The 23,444-nt window shown below is 60.4% G+C and carries 20 protein-coding genes and 1 pseudogene; 9 read left to right on the top strand and 12 right to left on the bottom strand.

The annotated features are described in order from the left end of the window. Window positions 1-170: 170 nt before the first annotated feature. On the bottom strand, window positions 171-1,667 hold the full coding sequence (locus LJ738_RS05890; RefSeq protein WP_227785385.1) for a GH3 family acyl-acid amido synthetase: 1,497 nt from the start codon (window positions 1,665-1,667) through the stop codon (window positions 171-173). 144 nt (window positions 1,668-1,811) lie between these two features. On the opposite strand from LJ738_RS05890, the gene LJ738_RS05885 reads away from it, so the two are divergent. Both LJ738_RS05885 and LJ738_RS05880 read left to right on the top strand, forming a co-directional pair. Further along, on the top strand, window positions 1,812-2,246 hold the full coding sequence (locus LJ738_RS05885) for an OsmC family peroxiredoxin (RefSeq protein ID WP_227785384.1): 435 nt from the start codon (window positions 1,812-1,814) through the stop codon (window positions 2,244-2,246). Between the two features lie 260 nt (window positions 2,247-2,506). Continuing rightward, window positions 2,507-3,001 carry a hypothetical protein gene (locus tag LJ738_RS05880; RefSeq protein ID WP_227785383.1) on the top strand — a complete coding sequence of 165 codons (495 nt, stop codon included), beginning with the start codon at window positions 2,507-2,509 and terminating at the stop codon, window positions 2,999-3,001. A 12-nt stretch (window positions 3,002-3,013) separates the two neighbouring features. Here the strand turns inward: LJ738_RS05880 and dnaA are convergent, their stop codons facing one another. The 4 genes from dnaA to LJ738_RS05860 form a co-directional block, all read right to left on the bottom strand. Next, the gene (gene dnaA / locus LJ738_RS05875) at window positions 3,014-4,567 is read right to left on the bottom strand and encodes a chromosomal replication initiator protein DnaA (RefSeq protein ID WP_227785382.1); all 1,554 of its coding nucleotides are present in this window, start codon (window positions 4,565-4,567) and stop codon (window positions 3,014-3,016) included. Window positions 4,568-4,720: 153 nt separating this feature from the next. After that, window positions 4,721-5,662, bottom strand: a complete 942-nt coding sequence (locus LJ738_RS05870; RefSeq protein ID WP_227785381.1) for a bifunctional metallophosphatase/5'-nucleotidase — start codon at window positions 5,660-5,662, stop codon at window positions 4,721-4,723. 30 nt (window positions 5,663-5,692) lie between these two features. Continuing rightward, complete coding sequence (locus LJ738_RS05865) at window positions 5,693-6,454, bottom strand: 5'-nucleotidase C-terminal domain-containing protein (RefSeq protein WP_227785380.1); 762 nt, start codon at window positions 6,452-6,454, stop codon at window positions 5,693-5,695. Between the two features lie 62 nt (window positions 6,455-6,516). Then, window positions 6,517-7,788 carry an outer membrane beta-barrel protein gene (locus tag LJ738_RS05860; protein WP_227785379.1) on the bottom strand — a complete coding sequence of 424 codons (1,272 nt, stop codon included), beginning with the start codon at window positions 7,786-7,788 and terminating at the stop codon, window positions 6,517-6,519. Window positions 7,789-8,148: 360 nt separating this feature from the next. Between LJ738_RS05860 and LJ738_RS05855 the strand changes: the two genes are divergently transcribed. The 6 genes from LJ738_RS05855 to LJ738_RS05830 all read left to right on the top strand — a co-directional run bounded on the left by LJ738_RS05855 (window position 8,149) and on the right by LJ738_RS05830 (window position 15,953). Further along, the gene (locus LJ738_RS05855; RefSeq protein ID WP_227785378.1) at window positions 8,149-9,930 is read left to right on the top strand and encodes a methylmalonyl-CoA mutase family protein; all 1,782 of its coding nucleotides are present in this window, start codon (window positions 8,149-8,151) and stop codon (window positions 9,928-9,930) included. 141 nt (window positions 9,931-10,071) lie between these two features. Beyond that, window positions 10,072-12,201, top strand: a complete 2,130-nt coding sequence (scpA, locus tag LJ738_RS05850; protein ID WP_227785377.1) for a methylmalonyl-CoA mutase — start codon at window positions 10,072-10,074, stop codon at window positions 12,199-12,201. Between the two features lie 82 nt (window positions 12,202-12,283). Further along, a complete protein-coding gene (locus tag LJ738_RS05845; protein ID WP_227785376.1) occupies window positions 12,284-13,768 on the top strand; it encodes an RNA/DNA-binding domain-containing protein in 1,485 nt (494 codons plus the stop codon). 198 nt (window positions 13,769-13,966) lie between these two features. Continuing rightward, window positions 13,967-14,374 (top strand): DUF1304 domain-containing protein, encoded by a 408-nt coding sequence (locus LJ738_RS05840; protein ID WP_227785375.1) that lies wholly within the window; start codon window positions 13,967-13,969, stop codon window positions 14,372-14,374. A 68-nt stretch (window positions 14,375-14,442) separates the two neighbouring features. Then, window positions 14,443-15,234: an SDR family NAD(P)-dependent oxidoreductase gene (locus tag LJ738_RS05835; RefSeq protein ID WP_227785374.1), complete on the top strand. Its 792-nt coding sequence runs from the start codon at window positions 14,443-14,445 to the stop codon at window positions 15,232-15,234. Between the two features lie 176 nt (window positions 15,235-15,410). Then, complete coding sequence (locus LJ738_RS05830; RefSeq protein ID WP_227785373.1) at window positions 15,411-15,953, top strand: hypothetical protein; 543 nt, start codon at window positions 15,411-15,413, stop codon at window positions 15,951-15,953. 205 nt (window positions 15,954-16,158) lie between these two features. Here the strand turns inward: LJ738_RS05830 and LJ738_RS05825 are convergent. Together LJ738_RS05825 and LJ738_RS05820 are read right to left on the bottom strand one after the other, a co-directional pair. Next, window positions 16,159-16,680: pseudogene (locus LJ738_RS05825) on the bottom strand (ankyrin repeat domain-containing protein); the annotation flags it as partial. Window positions 16,681-16,752: 72 nt separating this feature from the next. Then, window positions 16,753-17,493, bottom strand: a complete 741-nt coding sequence (locus tag LJ738_RS05820) for a J domain-containing protein (RefSeq protein ID WP_227785371.1) — start codon at window positions 17,491-17,493, stop codon at window positions 16,753-16,755. 207 nt (window positions 17,494-17,700) lie between these two features. Between LJ738_RS05820 and LJ738_RS05815 the strand changes: the two genes are divergently transcribed. Then, window positions 17,701-18,588, top strand: coding sequence for an urease accessory protein UreD (locus LJ738_RS05815; RefSeq protein ID WP_227785370.1), 888 nt, complete (start codon window positions 17,701-17,703; stop codon window positions 18,586-18,588). Between the two features lie 5 nt (window positions 18,589-18,593). Here LJ738_RS05815 and ureG read toward each other — a convergent pair whose 3' ends face one another. From ureG to LJ738_RS05790, 5 genes are all read right to left on the bottom strand, one after another. Next, complete coding sequence (ureG, locus tag LJ738_RS05810; RefSeq protein ID WP_227785369.1) at window positions 18,594-19,346, bottom strand: urease accessory protein UreG; 753 nt, start codon at window positions 19,344-19,346, stop codon at window positions 18,594-18,596. 199 nt (window positions 19,347-19,545) lie between these two features. Continuing rightward, on the bottom strand, window positions 19,546-20,217 hold the full coding sequence (locus LJ738_RS05805) for an urease accessory protein UreF (RefSeq protein WP_227785368.1): 672 nt from the start codon (window positions 20,215-20,217) through the stop codon (window positions 19,546-19,548). 70 nt (window positions 20,218-20,287) lie between these two features. Next, a complete protein-coding gene (ureC, locus tag LJ738_RS05800) occupies window positions 20,288-22,006 on the bottom strand; it encodes an urease subunit alpha (RefSeq protein WP_227785367.1) in 1,719 nt (572 codons plus the stop codon). A 1-nt stretch (window position 22,007) separates the two neighbouring features. Next, window positions 22,008-22,562 carry a hypothetical protein gene (locus tag LJ738_RS05795; RefSeq protein WP_227785366.1) on the bottom strand — a complete coding sequence of 185 codons (555 nt, stop codon included), beginning with the start codon at window positions 22,560-22,562 and terminating at the stop codon, window positions 22,008-22,010. A gap of 9 nt (window positions 22,563-22,571) precedes the next feature. Further along, window positions 22,572-23,321: an urease subunit beta gene (locus LJ738_RS05790; protein ID WP_227785365.1), complete on the bottom strand. Its 750-nt coding sequence runs from the start codon at window positions 23,319-23,321 to the stop codon at window positions 22,572-22,574. Window positions 23,322-23,444: the final 123 nt, after the last annotated feature.

The following is a 23,444-nucleotide window of genomic DNA, read 5'->3' as shown; positions in this document are numbered from 1 at the left end:
GGCAGGTGAAACGGATAGGCCAGCTGGCGCAGAATTTCGATTGCGGCCATACGCTCTTCTGGTGCTTTGGTTAGCCAATAAGCCACATCTTGCGCATCCTGGTCGGCATGCAAAGTGGTTTTGCGAGAAACGGTTCTGTCAAGGCGGAGCATGGCTAAAGTTACGGATTTCTACCCCGCTGCGATTAGCCCATCAGCCACCTTCCGGTCGTTCCCAAGCCGAGGCACCTTGTTCTGCCCACCCAGGCGGCCCAGGCTTTTCATATACCGCTGAAACGCCCCCACCGGTAGCGACGTGAGCTGCAACGGCACCAGAATATTGCCTTTGCGCAGGTCGTCATAATACGAATTGCGGCGGCGCAACGCAGTATCTAAAGCAGCAGTGAAAGCGGCAGCATCCTGCGGCGGGCGGGCAAATTCCATTAGCCACTCGTGGCGCGAGGGCGTGGCGGGGTCGTCGCTCACGAGCGGCGCCACGGTGAATTCAATGACTTCGACTTCCGGAAATTGAGCCATGACTTCGCGCAGCGTCTGCTCCACTTCCTCCCCTATCACGTGCTCGCCGAAGGCCGAGAGAAAGTGCTTGATGCGGCCCGTGACCACCACACGGTGCGGGCGCAGGCTCACGAAGCGCACCGTGTCGCCGAGGGAGTAGCCCCACAGGCCCGCGTTGGAGGTGAGGACGACGGCGTAGTTGCGGTCCAGCTCCACATCGGCGATGGTGAGGCGGGGCGCGTTGGGTTCGAAGAACCGCTCGGCCGGGACGAATTCGAAAAATATGCCGCTGTTAAGCAACAGCAGCAGCCCCGGATTACCGGGCTCGTCTTGGAAAGCTAGGAAGCCTTCGGAAGCGGGAAACAGCTCAATGCTGTCTACGGGCCGGCCGATGCTTTCGAAGAGCTTGGCGCGGTAGGGCTCGAAGTTGACGCCGCCGTAGACGAATAGGTTGAAGTCAGGGAATATGTCCTTGATGGGCCGGCTGGTGCGGGCGGTGAGGCGGTCGAAGTACATCTGCACCCAAGGTGGGATGCCCGAAATCAGCGTCATTTGCTGGCCCAGGGTTTCGTCTACGATGCGCTCGAGCTTGGTTTCCCAGTCTTCGATGACGTTGGTGGCGTAACTGGGCAGCTGGTTGCGGCGCAGATAGGCCGGCACGTGGTGGTTGGCAATGCCCGAGAGCCGGCCGGTGCGGATGCCATGGTGCAGCTCCAGCTCCGGCGAGCCCGACAGGAATATCAACTTGCCGTCGAGAAACTGGCTGCGGCCGGTGCGGTAGATGTAGTGAAACAGGGCATCGCGGGCACCCTCGATGTGGTTGGGGATGCTGGCCCTAGTGATGGGGATGTACTTGGTGCCGGAGGTAGTGCCGCTGGTTTTGGCCAGGTACAGCGGGTGGCCGGGCCAGAGCACGTCGGCCTCGCCGGCCTGGGTGCGGTCAAACCAGGGCTTGAGGGCTTCGTAGTCGCGCACGGGCACCTGGCGGGCCAGGTCGGCGGGCGTTTGCACGCTGCCTAGGTCGTGGGCGCGCCCGAAGGCCGTGCCGGCAGCCGTGGCCGTGAGCTGGCGCAGCAGGTTGAGCTGGGTGGCCTCGGGGTGGTGCTGCCAGCGCTGGTAGCGCCGGGCAATGTACCGGGCCAGGGTCCGGCTCAGGGCAGATTTTAATCCCATCGTCAGTATAAAAACGCCATTTCAGCAGCTGCGAAGGTACGTTGGGCTGGTTTGCCGGTTCGGGGGCTGGGCAACCCGGCTAACTTGCCGCCGTTAGCACTGTTTTATATCCTCAACCATTACCCAACCAACCACCAAAGTATCATGGCAGACCACAAAGGAACCGCCGCCTGGACCGGCGACATCAAAGGCAGCGGCGTAATCACTAGCGAAAGCGGCTTGCTCAACGCCCCTTATTCTGTGGGCAGCCGCTTCGAAGGCAAGCCCGGCACCAACCCCGAGGAGCTGATTGGTGCCGCCCACGCCGGCTGCTACACCATGTACCTGGCCGGTGCGCTCACCAGGCACGGCCATCAGGTGCAAAGCATCAACACCACTTCGACCGTCACGATGAACCCCAACAACGGCAACCCCGTCATTGAGCACATCCACATCAGCACCGAAGGCCACGTAACCGGCGGCAACATCACGCTAGAGGATTTCCAGAAGCACGCCGAAGACGCCAAGGTCAACTGCCCCGTTTCCAAGCTGCTTGCCGCCGTGCCCAAGCTGACCTTGGATGCCAAGTTTGTCGGCTAATTGTTGCCTGACAATAACAAAAGGAACGTCATGCCGAGCTTGCCGAAGCAGCTCTACCGTCTGTCATGCAGAGCGCAGCGAAGCATCTTATCCCCGCTGAACAAATCGTTCAATCGTGATAAGATGCTTCCTTCGTCAGCATGACAAATGGCGCGGTAGATGCGTAGGCAAGCTCGGCATGACGTTTTGTATTTCGTTAGTAAGACGTTCTTTTCGGCCCCGATAACCGACAACCAGCAACTGGCGACTAAATTTGTCCCATGCCCACTGGTACCACTCGCATTCGCCTTCGCCCCGCCAACACTTCCCGCATCCCTTTTTGGGGCCAACTTGCCATTGGCGGCTTTTGGCTGGCCTACGTGGTGTTCTCGATGTGGGACAACAGCGGCATCAACGACTACCACTTCCTGCACTGGGTGTTTCTGGTGTTCACGTTCGTGTACATCGGCTACGTGCTGGTGCACAACGCGCCCATTTTCGGCACCCAGAGCTACCTGGAGTTTGCGCCCGGGTACCTGGTGCACAAAAACGGCCTCTTCCGCCCCAAGCAGGTATTTGCCGCCGAAAAAATCGCCACGCTCGAGCTGCGCCCCATGATGCTGCGCGTGCAGCAGAAAGACGGCGAGGTATACGCCCTGAACCTGCGCGAAGTAAAAGGCAAAATGCGCAAGCAGCGCTTCCGCGAACAGGTACGGCAGTTTGCCAACCAGCACAACGTGCAGCTGGTAGAAAGCAACCCCACGGCCACGGCCTAAGCCGGGAGCGCGCTACTTCGCGAACTTCTTCCGCAGCTCTTCTACCTGCTCGCGGAATTTCTTATCCGAATCCACCAAATCCGACACCGTCTGCACCGAGTGCATCACGGTGGTGTGGTCGCGCCCACCGAAGTGAAAACCAATGGTTTTCAGCGTGTGGGCCGTGTGGTGCTTGGCAAAGTACATGGCCACCTGCCGGGCAGTCACCACTTCCTTTTTGCGGGTTTTGTCTTTCAGCAGCTCCACCGAGATGTTGAAATACGCAGCCACAGTCTTCTGAATGAAGTCGAGGTTGACCTCGGCCTCCACTTCTTCGATGATGTGGCGCAGGGCCTGCTTCACCATTTCCAGGTCAATATCTCGCCGGCTCAGGCTGCTCTGGGCCACCAGAGACGCAATCACACCTTCCAGCTCGCGCACGTTGGTATGCACCGAGTTGGCGAGGTAGTCCACCACGTGGTCCGGCGGAATGTCGATGCCATCCTGCTCCATCTTGTTGCGGATGATGGCCACCCGCGTCTCGAAGTCGGGGCTTTGCACGTCGGCCGTCAGGCCCCACTTAAAGCGGTTTAGCAACCGGTCTTCCAGGCCCTGTAGGTCCTTGGGCGGCCGGTCGGAGGTCATCACAATCTGCTTGCCGGACTGGTGCAAGTGGTTGAAGATGTGAAAGAACATCTCCTGCGTCTTGCCCTTGTTGGCCAGAAACTGCACGTCGTCAAGAATCAGGGCATCTACTTGCAGGTAGAAGTTGGCGAAGTCCTGCACCTGCGCGCGCTGCACGCTGTCGATGAACTGGTTCGTGAACTTCTCAGCCGACACATACAGCACAAACCGCTCGGGGGCCGTGGCCTTGATGTGGTTGCCGATGGCCTGCACCAGGTGCGTTTTGCCCAGGCCCACGCCGCCGTACACCATCAGCGGGTTGAAGCTGGTGGTGCCGGGCTTGTTGGCCACCGCGAGGCCGGCCGAGCGGGCCAGGCGGTTGCAGTCGCCCTCAATGTAATTGTCGAACGTGTACGAGCCGTTGAGCTGCGACGGCACGAGGTTGCCGTCCATGGGGCGGGCCGTGTCGAAGGGGTTGCGCGGCGGGGCCATCGTATCGGCCGATTGGTTGTTGATGCCAAAGTTGCCGCGCGGCGTAGTGCGCACCGCCGCCGAATTGACGTAGCGCGCCGAGGCGGCCCGGCCGCTGCCCGCCAGGGGGTTGCCCACGTTGCTCTGCACCGGCTGGGGCGCATCGCGCGGGTCCGGCGCCGAGGTTTTGCGGGAGGGCGGCAGGTGCAGGGAGCGCGGCGGCGTCTGCTCGTTGCCCTGGTCCACCACCACGCTGTATTCGAGGCGGCCATCAGGGCCCAGCTCCTGAAAAAGTGCCCGACGAAGCTCGTCTACGTAGTGCTCCTCCAGCCAGTCGTAGAAATAGGCGCTCGGCACCTGAATGGTCAGCACGTTGCCCTTTAGCTCAACCGGCGCGATGGGCTGAAACCAAGTCTTAAAGCTCTGCTCCCCGATTTCCGCCGAGATGCTGCGCAAACAGCCAGCCCAAACCGTACGAAAATCTTTGAGCATGAGAGCAGTTAGACAACAGCCGGGTGCGGACCGGAGGCGAAAAAAGTGATAAAAGCAGCCACTTCGCAGCAGCCAGTTTTTCTTAGGGGGGGACAAAATTGTGGAAAACTCCGCACTTAAAAAAGCCCGAAGTCCCTTGTTTTTGTCGTGCTTTTAACAGGCTGCCCGAACCGGCACCACCGAGGCACTGGCTAAGCCCGCGCGTTTGGTTTTATGGGAAAATTCATAGTCCAATCTGCCCAGATTTATACCTGACCAGCCCACTTGGTTAATCAGGGTGGAGCGGCCGTCGGGGCTGGCGATGGGTTCGGGCGCATCCATAAAGGTGTGGGTGTGGCCGCCCAGTATCAGGTCAATGCCCGAAACCTGCGCCGCCAGCTTGCGGTCGTCGAGCTTGGCGCTCTCGTACTTGTAGCCCAGGTGCGACAGGCAGATGACCAGGTCGCACTTCTCGGGGCCGCGCAGCTGCGTCACCATTTCCTTGGCTTTGGCCACCGGGTCGAGGTACACGGTGCTGCCGAAATTCTTGTCGCTCACCAAACCAGTCAGCTCAATGCCCAGGCCAAACACGCCGATGCGGATGCCTTGCTTCTCAAACACCTTATAAGGGGCAAAGCGCCCAGCCAGGGGCGTTTTCGAGAAGTCGTAGTTGGCAATGAGGAACGGGAAAGTGGCATTGGGCAGCTGGCGCTGCAGGCCTTCGAGGCCGTTGTCGAAGTCGTGGTTGCCCAGCGTGCTGGCGTCGTAGTTCATCTGGCTCATGAGCTTGTATTCCAGCTCCCCGCCAAAGAAGTTGAAGTACGGCGTGCCCTGGAAGATGTCGCCCGAATCGAGCAGCAGGACGTTGGGCTCTTTGCTGCGAATGTCTTTGATAAGGGCCGCACGCCGCGCCATGCCGCCCAGCCCGGCCCACTGCCCGCCGTTGTCGGGAAAGGGCTCGATGCGCGAGTGCATGTCGTTGGTGTGCAGGATGGTGAGCTTTACCGGGGCCTTGGCATTCACGGCGGCTTCGGCCGAATTAGCCAGGCCGCTGAGCACGGTGAGGCCGGCCGTGCCGAGCAAGGATTGACGAAGAAAATCGCGGCGAGTAGTCATCGAAATAGAGGAAATAAGGGTCCTGGCTGGTTACTGTTTCACGCGGCCTTCTACCTTAGCCGTTACGGGTTGGCCGGCCTTGGTGAGGGCCCGGATGTGGTCGGCAATGGCGGTGCGGAGCAGGATGTTGGTGTGGCGGGGCGTCAGGGTTTTAAAGAACACCATGTTGTCGCCGCCCGTGGCCAGGTAGTCGGAAATGGCAATGGGCCAGGTTTTGTCCTGATTGGGGTCGAAGGGCTGGCCACCGATGCGGATGTCCTTGGGCAGGCCGTCGAAGGTGACGGCGTAGGTAGCGCCGGATACGGCCATCTTGATGTGGGCGGCGTACTCAAAAAGCTGCTGCACCACCGGGCCCGGCGCATCCAGCACCACCAGTTCGTTCTCAAACGGCATCAGCTCAAACACCGAGCCCAGGGTAATGGGTCCCGCCGCGAAGCCCGCGCGCAGGCCGCCGTTGGTCATCACGCCCAGCGGGATGGGCTGGCCCAGGGCCTGGCTGGCGCGGGCGCGCTGCAGGTCGGCCACGAAATTGGCCAGCGGCGACTCGCCGGGCATTTTAGTCAGGGCCGCCGGCGCATTGCCGATTACCTCCTGCATCTGGCTGGTCACCCGGTCGTGGTAGGGCGCAATGAGCGCGGCCACGGCCGGGTCTTCCGCCTGGGTTTTGCCCACAACTTGGCTGGTGGCGGGGGCAAAGTGAGCCGTGGGCGCATAGCCGGCCCGCTGGCAGCCAGCGGCCAAGGCCAGCGCTAAAACGGGAAACAGGGGGAAACTTAGACGACGGAAGCGCATCAGAAAACGAAAATGGATAAAACAGCGACAGTGACTGCCAGCCCAAAGAGCCAGCAATTGGGCTATTTGGTTAGGTCAAGGCTAATCAAGCCGTAAAGGTGCAAAATAGTACTAGTGGCATCGATGGCTTTGCTGAAACCATTCGCTTTTTCTGCCCGCACCAGCGCCGAAACACCACGGCCTCCAGCAACATGGGTATACAGCCCAAGCCCAACTGCAAAACCGGTTTGTACGGGGCTAAACCCTTTACCGGTAGAGCCGACATTGGTTGGCTGCGATGGCGAATACGTCCCATAGCGGTCCATTTCCTCGGCACTGGTATTTTCTTTAACCGCATAGGCCACCGTGAAGCCTGCTTCGGCCATCGGAGCCACCTTACCTCGGGGGTAGGTATAGCGTACCATTACTGGCAAACGCAGGTAAGCCAGGTCGAAACGATGCCTAAAGCGAAGTCCGGCAAAGCCGTTGGAGCTCCTGCCTTCACCCTCAATCTCATACTTCTCAGGCTCGTATAGCACAGCCGCAACAATTGAAAGCCGTTGGCCAAGCCGGCTGGTTCGGTATTGCAAAACCGGCCCAACCGCGATGCCAGTGTGCGTGCGTTCGAAGCTCTCGCCAGCCTTGAAGGGAAAGCCCGTATAAGTCATTGAATGCTGCACTCCACCGGCCATAATGCCAATGGAAACGTGTGACGTAGCCCCACTTGGTTGAGGCCGGGAAGGCCGGTAGCCTGCACATTCTGTGTTGTAGGTCGATACTACTTTAATCAAGGCACTTTCCTGGAATGCCAGGCGCGGCAGTTGCTTTTGCACCACCTGGCAGCCGGCTAGCGAAGCCGACAGAATGTTGCGGTAGGCAGTTTGGACCTGCATAACCGGTTGGTTGTCGCGCAGGGCTTGCACCATTCCGTGTGGCAGGAGGGTTAGTGGGTAATTGGGCGAAACCACATAATAATTTTCACGCTGCTCGGCATCGCGCAAGAAAAACAAGCTTGCTGGCCCGTCTACCAGCACCTCCAGAAAGAAGGACTGGGGTGCAGCCTTGTCTATAGCCACCGTCATGCTGCGGTAGTGCCGGTTTTCTGCTGTGAAACCATAGGCCCGGAGCTGGTCCGGCAGATAAGTTGTTGCCTCGGCCTGCGCAGTGGGCCGGAAGCGGCAGCGTTGCGCATTGGCGCGGCCCTCGCGGGAGTCTACTTCGCCACGCAGCGTGTCGCCGGTGAGGGGTAACACGTAACCCGGGCGGAAGTTGGTCTGGGCCCGGGCACTGGGGCTATAAATTGCCATCGAAAACAAACACAGCAGTGCGAAGGCAGCAGGTAGATTTTTGTTCATTCCAGAGAAGTAGTAGGGACAGGGATTAATTAAGAAGCCAGTAGGGCCAAAGAAGTGCAGGGCAAAGCTACGGCGCTGGTATGCGCTACCGATGCTAAGCTCAACATTTAAATAGTGGGCTGAAGCTTGCAGCGCCCCGTAAAAAGGAGCCGTGGCGTCGCCGTGCTTTCCTCCAAAACCCGCGCCCGCAGCTGGGCAACTTGAGCTACTTGCGGCAACAGCGAGTAGTTTGCCGCGCACTCTGTAGAGCTCGGCACTGGCCGCATTGGGGCACGCGCGGTATCTTTCGCCCTGTTTTGGATGGTTGCACGTATTCTTCAAGTGCCGCTGTGCTGTTAGCAGAAAAAGCCTCTAAAATTTATGTCTGATACCCCCGTGGCCACGCCCGTTTCTTTCGCTGAATTTCCGGCCGTGACAACAGCGGAGTGGCAGGCCCGCCTGACCCGCGACCTCAAAGGCCAGGACCCGGCCACCCTGCGCTGGCCCCTGCCCGATGGCTTCAGCGTGGAACCCTTCTACCACCGCGAAGCCTGGGCAGCTCTGGGGGGCCCGCCCGCTCCCCTGCCCCACCCGCAAGCGCCCTGGCTGAACGTGCCCGCCATTACGGTGCCGGCTGGTGAGGGCCGGGCCCAAATTGACCAAGCCGTGGCCGAGCTTGCCAAAGGCGCCGATGGCATCCATTTCGTGCTCACGGATGCGCCGGCATTCGCCGTGCACTACCTGGCCGAGCAACTGCCACTGGCCCACACCTACATCGGCTACACCGTGACTACTGGCCCCGATGAGCTGTTGCGCCAACTGGTAGAAGCCGCGCCTGGCACGGCGCTGCGCGGTTTCCTGCGCTTCTCGCCCGGGGCTATGCCCGAAGGCGCCGAGCTATCTGACTACCGCACGGCCCTGCGCCGCTGCGTGAGCCTGACCACGGGCATGCCTGATTTCCCCACGCTGGCTGTGAACGGCGCTTTTTTTGGCAACCGGGGCGCGACGGCCACCCAGCAAATTGCCTTCAGCCTGAACACGGCCGCCGCCTTGCTGGCCGAGTTGCCCAACGCCGAAATCAGCCCAACTCAGGTAGCGGCTTCCATGCATCTGCACGTAGCTATCGGCCCCAGCTATTTTCCTGAGATAGCCAAGCTGCGGGCGCTGCGCCGGCTCTGGGCCACGCTGCTGCACGCCTATGGCCTGCCAGCTACGTTGAACCAACGCCTGCGCATTCACGCCCACACCGCCACCTGGACGCAAACCACCCTCGACCCGCACACCAACCTGCTGCGCCACACCACCGAGGCCATGAGCGCCGTGCTGGGCGGCGCCGATACGTTGTCGGTGGCTCCCTTCGACAGTCTTTTTGCCGAGCCTAATGACTTTTCGGGCCGCTTGGCGCGCAACCTGTCGGTGCTGCTGCGCGAAGAGTCGGGCCTGGGCCGGGTGCAGGACCCCGCCGCGGGTTCCTACTTCATCGAAACCCTGACCGACCAGCTTGCTCGCGAGGCCTGGGTGCTGTTTCAGCGCATGGAGGCGGCCGGTGGGCTGCCGCAGGTGCGGGGCCAGATGCTGGAAGAAATCAAAGAAGTGGCCACCGAAACGTTCCGGCGCATTGCGAGCGGGCAGCAGGTGGTGGTGGGCACCAACCGCTTCCAGCAGCGCGGGGAGCGGTTCAGCTTCCACCCAAAGAAGCTGCTGCGCTCGGCGGCCTTCGATGTGACGCGCGCCACCTACCCCACCGAGGTGCTGCGCCTGGCCACGGCCCTGCACTTTGAGCGCCGGGAAAAGAAGAGCAAGCGCGCGGCCGTGGTACTGCTGGGCACCAATACCAACCAGATTATTCTGGAGTCGTTTCTGAATATGCTGCAGCCCCACGAGCGGCCCGAGATTGCGGCCAGCCACCCGCCGGGCACCCTGTCGCTGCTGTACTCATCGCCCGAAGAAGCCACGCTGATGTACGCCACGCCCGAGCAATTCCAGCGTTTTGCCCGCTTCATCTACCAGATTCCGACCGAGAAGCAGGTGTTCATTCCGCCCACGCTGCTCAGCTCCGACATGCCCACGCTGCAGGAAGCCGTGCGGGTGTTTGGCTTCCAGGAAATGAAGGTGCAGGGCTACACCACAGAGCAAGTGCTCGACCGCCTGCAGGGCCGCTAGGCAAGGTCTTGGTGCGAAACTATTGAACGTCATGCTGAGCGAAGCCGAAGCATCTCGCGTGCTCAAGTAATCAACTCAACGAAGCGGGCGAGATGCTTCGACTTCGCTCTGCATGACGGCCTTATTATTCATTGAATCAAAATGAAACCCGATTTCTCCACTATTCCCTACGACGCGGCTCCCGCTCCCAGCGCTGCGCCGGTTGCGGCTGAAACTGCTGCCACGCTCACGCCCGAGGGCATTGCGGTGAAGCCCGTGTACACCCCGGCCGACGTGGCCGGGCTCGACCACCTGGGTTTTGGGGCGGGCCAGGCGCCGTATCTGCGCGGGCCCTACGCCAGCATGTACGTGCAGAATCCGTGGACCATTCGGCAGTACGCGGGCTTCTCCACGGCCGAGGCCAGCAATGCCTTCTACCGCCGCAACCTGGCCGGTGGGCAAAAGGGCCTGAGCGTGGCGTTTGACCTGGCCACACACCGGGGCTACGATTCCGACCACCCGCGGGTGCAGGGCGACGTGGGCAAGGCCGGCGTGGCCATCGACTCGGTGGAGGACATGAAAATCCTCTTCGACCAGATTCCGCTTGGCGAGATGTCGGTGTCGATGACCATGAACGGGGCGGTACTGCCGGTGCTGGCCTTCTACATTGTGGCCGCCGAGGAGCAGGGTGTGACGCCCGACAAGCTGGCCGGCACCATTCAGAACGACATTCTGAAGGAGTTTATGGTGCGCAACACCTACATCTACCCGCCGGCGCCGAGCATGCGCATCATCGCCGATATTTTCAGCTACACGGCGGCGAACATGCCTAAGTTCAACTCCATCAGCATCTCGGGCTACCACATGCAGGAAGCCGGCGCTACTGCCGACCTTGAGCTGGCCTACACCCTGGCCGACGGCCTGGAATACGTGCGTGCCGGCCTCGCGGCGGGCATGAAGATTGACGAGTTTGCCCCGCGCCTGTCCTTTTTCTGGGCCATTGGCATGCCGCACTTCATGGAGATTGCCAAGCTGCGGGCCGGCCGCCTGCTCTGGGCCAAGCTCATGAAGCAGTTCAATCCCACCAACCCCAAAAGCCTGGCCCTGCGCACGCACTGCCAGACCTCGGGCTACTCGCTCACCGAGCAGGACCCGTACAACAACGTGGCCCGCACCGCCATCGAGGCGCTGGCCGCTGTGCTCGGTGGCACCCAGAGCCTGCACACCAACGCCCTCGACGAGGCCATTGCCCTGCCCACCGACTTCTCGGCGCGCATTGCCCGCAACACGCAGCTCTACCTGCAGCACGAAACTGATATCACCAAAGTAGTAGACCCCTGGGGCGGCTCCTACTACGTGGAAACCCTTACCCACGAGCTGGCTGACAAAGCCTGGGCCCTCATCCAGGAAGTGGAGGAGCTGGGCGGCATGGCCAAGGCCATCGAAACCGGCCTGCCCAAGCTGCGCATCGAGGAAGCCGCGGCTCGCAAGCAGGCCCGCATCGACTCGGGCAAGGAAATCATCGTGGGCGTGAACAAGTACAAGACCACCGAGAAAACGGAGGTGGAGGTGCTCGACATCGACAACGACGCCGTGCGCACCAGCCAGATTGAGCGGCTCAACCAGATACGGGCCACCCGCGACACGGCCGCCGTGCAAGCTGCCCTGGCCGCCCTCACCGACGCCGCCCAGACAGGCGGCAATAACCTGCTGGCGCTGGCCGTGGATGCCGCCCGAGTGCGCGCCACGCTGGGCGAAATCTCCGACGCCCTGGAAGTGGCCTACGGCCGCCACCAGGCCACTACCCGCACCGTGACAGGCGTTTACAGCAGCGAAATGGACTACGACCAGGAATTTGCCAAGGCCCGCGCCGCCGCCGAATCTTTTGCTGCCCGCGAAGGCCGCCGCCCCCGCATGCTGGTAGCCAAAATGGGCCAGGACGGCCACGACCGCGGCGCCAAAATCATCGCCACCAGCTTCGCCGACGTGGGCTTCGACGTGGACATTGCGCCCCTCTTCCAAACTCCCGCCGAAGTAGCCCGCCAGGCCGCCGACAACGACGTGCACGTGGTGGGCGTGAGCAGCCTCGCCGCCGGCCACAAAACCCTGCTCCCACAGCTGCTCACGGAACTCAAGCAGCTCGGCCGCGAAGATATTCTGGTCATCGCCGGCGGCGTGATTCCAGCTCAGGATTATCCGTTTCTGTATGCGGCCGGCGTGGCCGGCGTGTACGGCCCGGGAACGGTGATTGCAACGGCAGCGCAGGAGATTTTGGGGAAGCTGGGAGAATAGTCCGGGATGTAAACTACTTTGCTAACTCTTTGACAACAAACGGCCGGAGCACCCGGTCGTTTTGTTTATCACGCATTCTGCCATGGGATTACCCGTCAATATCAAGGAACTACTGACCGGCCACACGGTGGAATGGGAACGGTTAGAATTCAAGGCTGGATGGAACCCTGAGGATGTGTTGCACTCTATCTGTGCCTTCGCTAACGATATCAACAATTGGGGCGGAGGCTATGTTATCGTGGGCATAAAGGAGCAAGATGGTCGCCCAGTATTGCCCCCGCAAGGATTGCCAGCCAATCAGCTCGATAAGATTCAGAAAGAACTGCTGCAACTCTGCTATCTGATTACCCCGCATTATTTCCCGGTTGCCGAACCGGTAGAATATCAAGGCCAATGGTTGCTTATCATTTGGATTCCGGGTGGTCAGACTCGGCCTTATAAAGCGCCGCTATCGATAGGCAAGGATTCCAAAAGCCAGAAAGTGTATTGGGTGCGGCACTTTGCCAACACGGTGCAGGTGCGCACTGAAGCTGATGAACAGCGCTTACTTGAGCTAGCTGCCAAAGTTCCTTTCGACGACCGCATCAACCACCAAGCTAATATAAGCGACTTAAGCCCGGCACTTATACGGGACTTCTTGCGCGAAATCAAAAGCAATCTAGCCGCAGAAGCCGAAACAATGCCTTTTGTTACACTCTGCGAGCAGATGCGTTTGGTAAGTGGCCCGCCCGAGTACCTGAAACCGTTAAACATCGCGCTTCTCATGTTCAACGAGCAACCAGAACGGTTCTTTCGAGGAGCTGTCATCGAGGTAATTATTTATCACGACGAGATAGGCGACCAGTTCACGGAAAAACGCTTCACTGGGCCACTACATCGACAGCTACGGCAGGTACTGGAATACCTGCGCAATCAAGTATTACAGGAAGAAGTGCAGAAAGTCTCGGGCCAGGCAGAAGCACGGCGTTTCTTCAACTACCCTTATGATGCGGTAGAAGAGGCACTGGCCAATGCGGTGTACCACCGCAGCTACGAGAGTCAGCAAACCATTGAGGTAAACGTGCGTCCCACGCAGTTGGAAATTCTCAGTTATCCGGGCGCCCTACCGCCCGTCACGCCGCAAATGCTCACCCAGGCTCGTATCGTTTCGCGGGATTATCGCAACCGCCGCGTCGGTGACTTCCTGCGCGAGTTGCACCTGACGGAGGGCCGTGCCACAGGCCTGCCCAAAATTCGCCGAGCCATGCAGGTGAATGGCTCCCGGCCACCTGTATTTGAGATGGACGAAGCGCATTCTTATTTTCTCACAATTTTACCTGTGCATCCAGATTTTGTAATGCGTCCGTTAACCATTCGAGAGCAACAAATTTTGCGCTACTGCCAGCAGCCCCGGACACGCAAAGAGATTCTAAGCCATATCGGGCTCGGGGCTTCACCCGCTAACTCAACCAGGTATTTGGCACCGCTAGTGGAATTAGGGTATTTAGCCTTTACTATTCCTGATGCCCCCAAAAGTGTCAAACAGGCTTACATTTTAACCGATAAGGGCAGTCATGCACTAGCTTAACCCAGCACATATACACTGCCTAAAATGACAATGTGTGTTGCCCCCTGATGCGAAACAAAGCCATACAAAGCGGTACAAAGGCTGTAATGCGTGATAATGCGTGATAATGCGCACAAGCAAGGTGCTTCCACCCCACTACCCAATATTGAGCTGAGATAGCTGTAAGTTGGCTGGGCAAACCTCAACCCACCGGCCGCTATGAACCCACATCTTCTCAGCCAAGCCCTTCTCGGCCTGGTGGCGCTCATTCATCTCTACATTCTGTGGCTGGAGATGTTTGCCTGGACCACCCGCGGGCCGAAGACGTTTCGGTCGTTGCGGCCGGAGCTGTTTGTGCCCACCAAGGTGCTGGCGGCCAACCAGGGGCTGTACAACGGCTTTCTGGCGGCGGGCCTAGTCTGGTCGCTGCTCATCACCGACCCCGGCTGGCATTTCAACGTGGCGTGTTTCTTCCTGGGCTGCGTGGCGGTGGCCGGCATTTACGGGGCCCTCACGGCGGGGCCGCGCATCCTGCTGGTGCAAACCGTCCCGGCGCTGCTGGCTCTGGCGGCGCTGCAAATGGCGCTAGCCCCGGGAGCAGGCCCGGGTTTGCCGTATAAGTTGTAGCCCCGGCATACAAATCCGGACTTGGCACGTTTAGGCTTTTACGTTTCAGGCCTAGCCGTTCAATTACCATGGATTTACAACTCACCGATAAAGTCGCTCTCGTCACCGGCTCCACGGCCGGAATTGGGCTGGCCATTGCCCGCCGCCTGGCCGCCGAGGGTGCCGAAGTCATCATCACGGGCCGCACGGAAGCTCGCATTCAGGAGGCCCGGGCCGCTATTCTGGCCGAAACGCCGGAGGCCGTGGTGCGGGGCGTGGCCGTCGATTTCGGTAAGGCCGACGAAGTAACCCAGCTGCTGCACCACGTGCCCACCGTAGACATTCTGGTGAACAACATCGGCATTTTCGAACCCAAGCCGTTTGCCGAGATTTCGGATGAGGACTGGATGCGTTTTTTTGAGGTGAACGTGCTGAGCGGCGTGCGCCTATCCCGCCACTATTTCCCCATAATGCTGGCCAGCAACTGGGGCCGCGTCCTGTTTATCTCCAGCGAATCGGCGCTCCAGATTCCGCAGGAGATGATTCACTACGGCACCACCAAAACAGCTCAACTCGGCGTGGCCCGCGGCATGGCTGAGCTCACCAAAGGCACCGGCGTGACGGTGAACGCTGTGCTGCCCGGTCCCACCGCCTCCGAAGGCGTCGACGAATTCATCAAAAAACTAGCCGCCGAAGGCAAAACCAAGGCCGAAGCCGAACACGACTTCTTCCAACACGCGCGGCCGTCGTCGCTACTCCAGCGCTTCATCACCACCGACGAAGTGGCCAGCATGGTGGTGTTCTTGTGCAGCCCCCTGGCCGCCGCCACCAACGGCGCTTCCGTGCGCGTAGACGGCGGCGTGGTGCGCAGCATCGGCTAATGCCCGATTAGCCCAGGCCGCTTGCTGGCAGGCGCGCGGCAAAGGAGCCGCTTATAAAAAGCTACGCAGGCAGGCAACCCGAACCGGGGAGTAAGCATCTGGCGTTATGGCACTGGCCTTTTCGTACGGGCGGGTGCCACAACGCTTTTTTTCTGCACGCTTCTCACCTTACTGCAATGCTCAAAGCTTTCCTCCCCCTCCTGGCCAGCGCCCTGCTCCTGGGCGGCGCGGCCCACGCCCAGGCCCCGGCCGCCGAAGTGCAGGCCCTCACCAAACGGCTCAACCAGCTCATGCACTTTCCCAAGTCCGAGGACGACGGCGAAGCCACAGTGACCTTGGCCGATTGCGGCGTGAAGCAAACCATGCGCAAATACCGCAGCCCCGACGACCACAACTCGGGCAACATCTCGGTCAACAGCAGCAAAAAAGGCAGCAGCTGGGCCATCAAGACCGACGACAAGGTGCAGCTTGAGCTCAACCTGAGCCTGGAGTGGGCCGAAGTGGGCTCCGTGTCCTACGTCCCCAAAAAGCGCGACAAAGACGGCAGCCGCTACTACGACATCGTGGTGAAGCGCCACGCCCGGGCCGATGGCAAAGCCGCCTCGGGCATCGCCGATACCATTTCCCTCTCGCTGTTCACACAGGATGAGCAAGAAGTGGCTTCGCTCGTGAAAAAGCTCGATACCGTACGCCGCCAGTGCAGCAGCCAGAAAGGCTAGGGCAGCTTGGGAGTCCAAGTGTAGGCCGCTGCTTGTAGCGCGGACTTTGTAGTCCGCGTTCCCCCGCTTATTGAACCGGCACTAATGGCGCTTGGACGCGGACTACAAAGTCCGCGCTACGGTATAATGCCCCTAAAGCTGCTTTAATGATAATGGTGCGCTTCGCCCACATTGGCGAAGCGCACCATTACCGACATTCTTCGGCTCAAGCCAGTTGCTTGAGTGCCTCCTCGTTGCCTTGCTGCAGGGCCAGGCCGCGGGCGGTGAGGCCCCGGGCGTCGGGAATGGTTTGGTCGGCGCCGGCTTCCACCAAGAGTTTCACCAGGTTGTTGCGGCCAAACAGCGTGGCAAACATGAGGGCAGTGCCGCCGTTGCCATTTTGCAGGTTGAGGTTGGCGCCGTGCTCGATGAGCAGGCGCGCAATTTCGGGGTAGCCCTTAAAGCTGACGCCCATCAGGGCGGTGTTGCCGCTCACGTCCTGCACGTTGGGGTCGGCACCGGCGCCGAGCAGGAATTTGGTGGCGTCGAGGTGCTCATCGTACGCAGCCAGAATGAGGGCCGAGAAGCCTTTGCCGTTGGTCCCGTTCACGTCGAGGCCGCTGGCCAGCAGCTCCTGCAGGGTGGCCACGTCGCCGCGGCGGGCAGCGTCAAACAGCAAATCTTCGGGGCGGGCAGAAGTAAAGTCCATGTTTTGGTAGTCAGAAATGGGGCTTGGCAGGAAATATTCGGTAAACGAAAGTGAGCTGTTGGCGGCCGGATTCTGGGCCGACGGCTCCCTTTCACTGGCCTAATGGGGTGCCTACAGGAGCACAATCAGCGCCAGCAGCGTTAACAACCCGCTCACCACGGCAGTGTTTACCACGGTTTCGGGCGAGCGGCCGGGCCACACGCCCACGGCCGCCACCACGCCCAGCAGCAGCGGCAGCAGGGCAAAGGTGCCGTAAATATTGCCATTGTAGGGCTGAAACGGCGCTGGGCCATCGGGAGAGTCGGGGGAGCTCACGCGCTGCACCACGCCCAGCAAGGGCGTTTTCCAGACGGTAATGCGCTGGTTTTCGCGCACGCGGTGGCCTATGGAGCTGGGCAGCCGGAACGAGGTATGCTCGGTGTGCACGCGGTAGGCCAGCTGTGGGTCGGAGAGCGACGACGACACGGCCACCGGAAAGCGGCTGCGCACGGTTTCGTTGGGGTATTCGCGCAGCGGCAAGGCCCAATCCAAGCCCAGCAGCAGGCAGCACGCCAGCAGCGCCGCGTTGAGGCTGCGGGCCATGCGGGCGTAGCGCGCCAGCTGCTCATCGTTGCGGGGCCGGCGGGGTGGCGCGGGCACGTCGGGCTCCTGGGCCAGGAGCAGGTCGTAGGCAATGCGCCGGCGCGGGTTGGCCAGGATGTCGTAGCCGGCTTCCACCTCGGCCAAGCGCGACTGCATCACGCGGTCGGCCGCCAGGCGCTTCAAACGGGCGCGCTGCCGCACGTAGGCCAGCTCAATCTGCACAGCCGTGGCCGTGGGGCCAATTCCCAAAACGCGGTAGTAGTTCTGCATGACCTGGGCGCGGGCGAAACCCTAAAATACAGAGAGCCCGCGCGAATCCAAAACGATGCATGGCCCGCGGCTATTGCCCTCAGCTGGCAGCACTTGCCAACGGACGCGCCCGCCAGCCCAACTGTTTTAGGCCCGGCCACTGGTGGTTACCAGGCGCCAGCGCCGTAATTAGCGGAGCCGTGCTGGCTGCTGGCAACCCCCACCCGTATGAGAATCGACGCCCCTGTTTTGGCCCGCCCTGGCACCTCCATGGAATGGAGCACGCTGGAAGTAGCCCGGGTGCGCAACCAGTCGCGCCTCATCACCTGCAAAAGCCTGCAGCCGCTGAAGGTGTTCAACCCCAACTCCCCCACCGCCGCCTGCCACGTGGTGCTCTCGAGCTACGGCGGCGGCATGGTGGCCGGCGATGCCATTCGGCTGCGCATCAGCGGGCAGGCGCACACGCAGCTGGTGGTGAGCACGCAGGCCAGCACCAAGATATTCCGGTCGATAGACGGCGCGGTGGCCGAGCAGCACACCACCGGCCGGCTGGCCGAAGGTGCCCTGGCCGTGGTCTTCCCCGACCCCGTGGTGCTGCAGGCCGAGAGCCGCTACCGGCAGCTCCAGGAGTGGCACCTGCAGCCCGATTCCCTGCTGCTGGTGGTCGACTGGTTTCATTCCGGCCGCATGGACCAGGGCGAGCGTTTTGCCTTCACGTCGCTGCACTCCGAGCTGCGCGTAAGAGTAGCCGGCCAGCTGGTGCTGCTCGACCGGTTTGCATTCAGCCCAACCGAGCACATTGCCACCTCCCCCGGCAATTTTGCCGACTACCAGACCTTCTTTTCCGTGTTTCTGGTGGGCAGCCCCACCGATGCGCGGTTTCGCCTGCTGGCAGCCCGGCTCGAGCTGCAAAAGATGCCCGGCAGCACCGGCCCGCATTTCACCATCACCAGCCAGGAGTGCCTGGTTTCGGTGGCCCGGGCCCGCGAAAACGTGTACGTGCTGCGTGCCGCCGCCCGCAGCCGCGCCGCCCTGCAGCCGCTATGCGACCAACTGCTTGAGGCACTGGCCGACGATGCGTTACTGGGCTACAATCCCCTGCAGCGGAAATATTGAGCTGACTAGCGGCGGTCTTCCCGCACGGCGGCCAGCGCCCGCTCCTTAGCCGCTTTGATGTGGGCAATAATCTCATCGAGGCCGTGGCCATCGGTAGCTCGCGCGAAGAGAAAAGGGCCATCGCCGCGCATCTTGCGGGAGTCGCGCTCCATCACGCCCAGGTCGGCTTTTATCAGGTCTTTGAGGTCAATTTTATTGATAATGAGCAGGTCGGACTGCGTAATGCCGGGGCCGCCCTTGCGCGGGATTTTGTCGCCGCCCGACACATCGATGACGTAGATGGAATAGTCCACCAGCTCGCGGCTGAAGTGCGCGGCCAGGTTGTCGCCGCCGCTTTCCACAAACAGGTAATCGAGGCCATAATTGAAGCGCTGCATCAGCCCTTCCAGCGCATCCATATTCAGGGAAATATCCTCGCGTATGGCGGCGTGTGGGCACCCGCCGGTTTCTACGCCCACAATCCGGTCTTCGCTAAGCGCACTATTGCGAATGAGAAACTCTGCGTCTTCCCGGGTGAAAATATCATTGGTCACCACGCCCAGCTCAAACTCATGGCGCAGCCGCTCGCACAGCGCCTTGAGCAAGGCCGTTTTGCCCGTGCCCACCGGCCCGCCGATGCCCACCGTGAAGGCCCGCTTACGGAAGTTGCGGTAGCTGGGCAGCCGCCGGGTTTCGCGCTCATTAAAGTCGCCGGGCGACTCGTAGGCTTCGTGCGTGTGGCCGTGGAGGAGAAGAGCAAGTTTTTCGACAAAAGCCATATGGGGAAGGGTTAATTGTTGACCGTCATGAAGTGCTGAGCTAAAGCTGCTCGCCCGCACCGTCTGTCATGCAGAGCGCAGCGAAGCATCTTATCAGGTCAGCACGACTCGTTCAACGGGGATAAGATGCTTCGCTGCGCTCTGCATGACAGTCGAAGCAGTAGAGATGCTTCGACTTCGCTCAGCATGACGGTATATTTTAATTTTGGAATAGTTTGGAATAAATATCCTCATGCAGTACCTGCGCTGCATCAAGCAAAAACGCAGAGCGGGTAGCCTCCCAATATTCCTTACCCGCCTGCGCCGCCAGAATATGCTCAAACACCGCATAGAAATCGTGCTGTAACTGATGCCCCTCCAGCGGCCCCAGAAACCCGAGGCGAATGGCGGCACTGAGCTGGTCGCGCAGCAGCATGTGCAGGTACATGGCCTGTAACTCTTCTAAAGCAAACCCGGCCCGCTGCAACGCCAGCGTAAAAACGAGTGTGAAATGCGGTGAAATATTATGAGCAACGAACCACTGGGTGATGGTTTCTAATTGAGCCTCCGGGTAGAATGTAGCTAGTAGTTTTAGCCAGTTGCGGCCTTGCACAGCGCTAGCCTTGTACATGGTAGGCACGAGCAATTGCGAGTCGTATTCCTCAGCTACGATTTGAAACTCGGGGCTCGTTTCGGTGAGCTGAAAGGTGGAATGGATGAATGGTAATTCGGAACTGCCGGCTTGCTGCAAATAGGAATACAGGTAATTACGCAGAGCAAAGGGTGAGTTGATAAGTCCGAAGGTGATGCTGCTTTCCAGGCCGTAGGAATAGGCGAATGAGCCGGTGGGAATGGCCGAATCGACGAGGTGCAGGAGGCGGGCGAATTGCATAGAATGTAGCGCGGACTTTTAGTCCGCGAGTGGATTTGTTGACTCACGGACTAAAAGTCCGCGCTACATCCTAGAACAAATTATACAGCTGCGCCAACGGCAGCACTTCCGCCGGCTCGCACGTCAGATGCACGCCGTCCACCATCACGCGGTACGTTTCCGGGTCAACGGAAATATTGGGCAAATAGTCGTTCAACGCCATGTCCTTCTTGCCGATGTTGCGGCAGTTTTTTACGGCAACCACTTGCTTCGTGAGGCCATAATTATCCTGCACGTGGGCTACTGATGCGCCCGATACAAACACCATCGAACTCTTCCCAATGGCCCCGCCCAGCGCCCCAAACATGGGGCGCGAGAACGACGGTTGCGGCGTGGGAATGGAGGCGTTGGCATCGCCCATCTGGGATTGGGCGATGATGCCGCCTTTGAGTATCATTTCGGGGCGGGCACCGAAAAAGGCAGGTTTCCAGAGCACCAAATCGGCCAGCTTGCCGATTTCGACGGAGCCGACTTCGTGCGAAATGCCGTGGGCGCGGGCGGGGTTGATGGTGTACTTAGCCACGTAGCGGCGCACCCGGAAGTTGTCGGCCTGGCCGGTGGCGGCGTCTTCGGGCAGGGGGCCGCGCTGCTGCTTCATTTTGTGGGCCGTTTGCCAGGTGCGGGTGATGACCTCGCCCACCCGGCCCATGGCCTGCGAGTCGGACGAGATGATGCTGAGCGCGCCCAGGTCGTGCAGGATGTCCTCGGCGGCAATGGTTTCACCCCGGATGCGGCTTTCGGCGAAGGCGACGTCTTCGGGAATGTTGCGGTCGAGGTGGTGGCAGACCATGAGCATGTCGAGGTGCTCGTCGATGGTATTCACCGTGAAAGGCCGCGTGGGGTTGGTGCTCGACGGGATGACGTTCGGCTCGCCGCAGATTTTAATGATGTCGGGCGCGTGGCCGCCCCCTGCCCCTTCGGTGTGGTAGGAATGGATGGTGCGCCCCTTAAACGCCGCCGTGCTGGTTTCCACAAAGCCGCTCTCGTTCAGCGTATCGGTGTGGATGCAAACCTGCACGTCGTACTCCTCGGCGATGCTCAGGCACATGTCGATGGCCGCTGGCGTGGTGCCCCAGTCCTCGTGCAGCTTGAAGCCCAGCGCTCCGGCCTCGACCTGCTCGCGCAGGCCCTCGGGCCGGGAGGAGTTGCCCTTGCCCAGAAACCCGAAGTTGAGCGGGTAGGCCTCGGTGGCCTTCAGCATGGTTTCGAGGTAGAACGCGCCGGGCGTGCAGGTGGTGGCGTTGGTGCCGGCCGCCGGCCCGGTGCCGCCCCCAATCATCGTCGTCACGCCCGAAGCCAGCGCCTCGGGAATCTGCTGGGGGCTGATGAAATGGATGTGGCAGTCGATGCCGCCGGCGGTGAGCAGCTGGCCTTCGCCGGCAATGACTTCGGTGGTGACACCCACCACCATGCCGGGCGTCACGCCGGGCATAATGTGCGGGTTGCCGGCCTTGCCGATGCCCACGATGCGCCCGCCCTTGATGCCGATGTCGGCCTTGAAAATGCCGGTGTAATCGACCACCAGCGCGTTGGTGATGACCAAATCCAGCGCGTCGGCCGGCCCGATTCCGGCGGCCTGGCCCATGCCGTCGCGCAGCACCTTGCCGCCGCCGAACTTGCATTCCTCGCCGTACACGCAGTAGTCGCGTTCAACTTCAATCAGCAGGCCGGTATCGCCGAGGCGCACCCGGTCGCCGGTGGTGGGGCCGTACATGTCGGCATACGCGCGACGGGAGATGGGGAGGGACATATTAGGCTATTGAAACGGTCGGCGTGGAACTATAGAAGGTGTTTATTCTATCCAGAAGCGGCTCAAGTGGCTTGTTTCCATTCATCACATTATAAAATTGATTATTAACGGATTTCATAAAAACTTTTTCGTCTAAAATCTTCGCTAAATAGGGAAAGCCATTTCTTGTTTCAACGCTTTCGAGCATCTTGGCGAAAAACTCTGATTCAGGCCCAACCTTAATCTGGCTTCTGGTTACAGGAATCATTTTAATGTTGAAATTTAAAGCTGGCGCAAGCACCTTCTCAATAAATGCAATGCTGTTTTTCCGGTTATTATAGAACAGCAGACAACTGCCATTCATCTTCTTCAAATAGGCTTCATACCGCTTTTTGAAGCGTTTCTCATCAAATAAAACTTTGATGTAAAACAGTCCTACTAGCAGTGGGAAAAGCAGAATGATGATGAGTATAGTTTTTAGAAAGTCCATCACGCCATCAAAACCTGCTACAGCAACTATTGCCACGCAGAGAATAATTATCGCAGCTAATTTGATCTTGCTTGATAAGGATTTCATTTAGGTTAATTACGAGTCACTAGTTCCTAGTTTTCCCAGCGCCTGCTGCTTCTTTCCAGCATCATCCAGCTTCCCATCAATGAGCCCATTGCCGCCGTACACGATGCGCTCGCCGGCCAGGGCCACCAGGCGCACGCGCTTGCGCTCGCCGGGCTCGAAGCGCACCGCCGTGCCGGCCGGGATGTTGAGGCGAAAACCGTAGGCGGCGGCGCGGTTGAAGTGCAGCGCCGCGTTGGTTTCGAAGAAAGGATAGTGCGAGCCGACCTGCACGGGCCGGTCGCCCATGTTCACGACATCCACGTCCACCGTGGCGCGGCTTTCGTTGAGGATGATGTCTTCGGGGTGCAGCTGGTATTCGCCGGGCTCGGGGTGGCTGGCGGGGGCGGGCGCGGCGCCGGGGGCCGGGGCTTTGCTCAGGCCGGAGCCGTAGAGGGCCAGGGCGGCATCGCCGGTTTCGCGGCAGATGGGGTGGTGCACGGTCACGAGCTTGGTGCCATCGGGGAAGGTGCCTTCGATTTGGACTTCGTGGAGCATGTCGGCCACGCCGGGCAGCACGTCGGCCAGGCCCAGCAGCTGCTTGCCCTTGTCCATGAGCACGGCCACCCGCTCGCCGTCGCGGATGAACTCCAGCAACTGCGTGGCGATGAGGGCCAGGGCTTCGGGGTAGTTCAGGAGCAGGCCGCGGGCGTAGCGTTTCTGCGCCACGAAACCGGCTTGGTGGAGAACGAGCTTGTCGAGGTCTTTGGGGGAGAGGTGCATAAGTAGAGGGCAGTAGGGAACGTCATGCAGAGCGGAGCATATTCCGGCTTCGCTGCGCTCTGCATGACAAGAGGCGCGGACATGTGGCTACACGGCGCTCAGTATAACGGGCTTTACGCTCAC

The organism is Hymenobacter plasmatis, from assembly GCF_020711255.1.
In the GTDB taxonomy this organism is placed as follows: domain Bacteria; phylum Bacteroidota; class Bacteroidia; order Cytophagales; family Hymenobacteraceae; genus Hymenobacter.
The sequence above is the reverse complement of the archived record's forward strand: the minus strand, read 5'-3'. Positions and strand labels throughout refer to the sequence as shown.

Bases quoted from the DNA above. Each gene is read 5' to 3' on its own strand.
- dnaA (WP_227785382.1), bottom strand. From the start codon at position 4,567: ATGCTCAAAGATTTTCGTACGGTTTGGGCTGGCTGTTTGCGCAGCATC.
- LJ738_RS05815 (WP_227785370.1), top strand. From the start codon at position 17,701: ATGAGAATCGACGCCCCTGTTTTGGCCCGCCCTGGCACCTCCATGGAA.
- LJ738_RS05880 (WP_227785383.1), top strand. From the start codon at position 2,507: ATGCCCACTGGTACCACTCGCATTCGCCTTCGCCCCGCCAACACTTCC.
- LJ738_RS05820 (WP_227785371.1), bottom strand. From the start codon at position 17,493: ATGCAGAACTACTACCGCGTTTTGGGAATTGGCCCCACGGCCACGGCT.
- scpA (WP_227785377.1), top strand. From the start codon at position 10,072: ATGAAACCCGATTTCTCCACTATTCCCTACGACGCGGCTCCCGCTCCC.
- LJ738_RS05805 (WP_227785368.1), bottom strand. From the start codon at position 20,217: ATGCAATTCGCCCGCCTCCTGCACCTCGTCGATTCGGCCATTCCCACC.
- LJ738_RS05890 (WP_227785385.1), bottom strand. From the start codon at position 1,667: ATGGGATTAAAATCTGCCCTGAGCCGGACCCTGGCCCGGTACATTGCC.
- LJ738_RS05865 (WP_227785380.1), bottom strand. From the start codon at position 6,454: ATGCGCTTCCGTCGTCTAAGTTTCCCCCTGTTTCCCGTTTTAGCGCTG.
- LJ738_RS05870 (WP_227785381.1), bottom strand. From the start codon at position 5,662: ATGACTACTCGCCGCGATTTTCTTCGTCAATCCTTGCTCGGCACGGCC.
- ureG (WP_227785369.1), bottom strand. From the start codon at position 19,346: ATGGCTTTTGTCGAAAAACTTGCTCTTCTCCTCCACGGCCACACGCAC.
- LJ738_RS05835 (WP_227785374.1), top strand. From the start codon at position 14,443: ATGGATTTACAACTCACCGATAAAGTCGCTCTCGTCACCGGCTCCACG.
- LJ738_RS05860 (WP_227785379.1), bottom strand. From the start codon at position 7,788: ATGAACAAAAATCTACCTGCTGCCTTCGCACTGCTGTGTTTGTTTTCG.
- LJ738_RS05885 (WP_227785384.1), top strand. From the start codon at position 1,812: ATGGCAGACCACAAAGGAACCGCCGCCTGGACCGGCGACATCAAAGGC.
- LJ738_RS05795 (WP_227785366.1), bottom strand. From the start codon at position 22,562: ATGAAATCCTTATCAAGCAAGATCAAATTAGCTGCGATAATTATTCTC.
- LJ738_RS05845 (WP_227785376.1), top strand. From the start codon at position 12,284: ATGGGATTACCCGTCAATATCAAGGAACTACTGACCGGCCACACGGTG.
- LJ738_RS05840 (WP_227785375.1), top strand. From the start codon at position 13,967: ATGAACCCACATCTTCTCAGCCAAGCCCTTCTCGGCCTGGTGGCGCTC.
- ureC (WP_227785367.1), bottom strand. From the start codon at position 22,006: ATGTCCCTCCCCATCTCCCGTCGCGCGTATGCCGACATGTACGGCCCC.
- LJ738_RS05790 (WP_227785365.1), bottom strand. From the start codon at position 23,321: ATGCACCTCTCCCCCAAAGACCTCGACAAGCTCGTTCTCCACCAAGCC.
- LJ738_RS05855 (WP_227785378.1), top strand. From the start codon at position 8,149: ATGTCTGATACCCCCGTGGCCACGCCCGTTTCTTTCGCTGAATTTCCG.
- LJ738_RS05830 (WP_227785373.1), top strand. From the start codon at position 15,411: ATGCTCAAAGCTTTCCTCCCCCTCCTGGCCAGCGCCCTGCTCCTGGGC.